The organism is Ruegeria sp. BHSB058 (assembly GCF_059613285.1).
This window is the reverse complement of the sequence record NZ_JBXWSF010000201.1, coordinates 1-1,035: the sequence shown is the minus strand read 5'-3', so window position 1 is coordinate 1,035 and position 1,035 is coordinate 1. Positions and strand designations below refer to the sequence as shown.

1 protein-coding gene and 1 pseudogene are annotated in these 1,035 nt (G+C 64.4%); both read right to left on the bottom strand.

Annotation, left to right across the window (positions count from 1 at the left end):
* Positions 1-124: 124 nt before the first annotated feature.
* Positions 125-826: a VIT1/CCC1 transporter family protein gene (locus AC2FNB_RS21360; RefSeq protein ID WP_038070015.1), complete on the bottom strand. Its 702-nt coding sequence runs from the start codon at positions 824-826 to the stop codon at positions 125-127.
* Positions 823-1,035, bottom strand: a pseudogene (locus AC2FNB_RS21355) (heavy metal translocating P-type ATPase); the annotation flags it as partial. The pseudogene AC2FNB_RS21355 and the gene AC2FNB_RS21360, both read right to left, overlap by 4 nt.

Here is a 1,035-nt window from a genome sequence, read left to right as displayed (position 1 = left end):
GTCGCTCAGCGAGCTGAAGAAAATGCAGAATGACGTCGCCAAAGCGATTGCCACATTCGAAGATCGGCACAAGGTGGAAGCCCGCGCCAACGTGGAAGCTTCCGCCCGAGACCTCGGCTACTCCCTAGCCTACGGCGACCCCGAACAGCGCACCGACTCCAGCGGTCGCCGCCATGGCGAGTGCACCCCAGAGCGTGACCCTTGCAGCACCTCGAATAACACCAGCACCGCCAGCAGAAGCGCCTAATCCACCAAGAACCGCGAGGCCGAGGATCGTCGACACGGCGACCAAGAAAACGATCCGTGCATCCGGGACGACCAGTACGACGATCAAGGGCAGCACCGCACCCACGGCGAAGGTCAGCGCCGACACCAAGGCGGCCTGGATCGGGCGGGCTGTCACGGTCTCGGAGATGCCAAGCTCGTCGCGGGCATGCGATCCGAGCGCGTCACGTTCGGTCAGTTGCACGGCCACCTTTTCGGCAAGGTCTCGGTCCAGCCCTCGCTCGACATAGATTTGGGTAAGTTCTTCGAGTTCGGCCTCGGGTGTTTCCGCCAGTTCGCGGGTCTCGCGCGCAAGGTCAGCGTTTTCCGCGTCAGTCTGAGAACTGACTGAGACGTACTCGCCTGCCGCCATGGACATCGCGCCGGCCACGAGGCCAGCCAGCCCCGCTATAAGGACCTCCGGCTTTCCCGATCCTGCTGCGGCGACGCCGACCACGAGGCTTGCCGTCGACACCAGCCCGTCGTTCGCGCCGAGAACGGCGGCCCGCAGCCAGCCGATGCGATGCACCATGTGGATTTCGGAATGCGAGAGGCGGCTCATGGCGTGGCTCCTTGCGCGATGTCATCCTGCCCGGAGGAGACAGCCTTTGGTTTCGGAATAGTGGGTTCATGGGGCGCGATGCGCAGCGCGCGGAGGGCGTTCAGGATCACTGCAACGTCGATGACCTCCTGCAGGAGCGCCCCCTGCACCGGAGTGAGATAGCCGAAAGCCGCCGCGATCATGCCCATGACCGAAAGGCCGATCCCGGC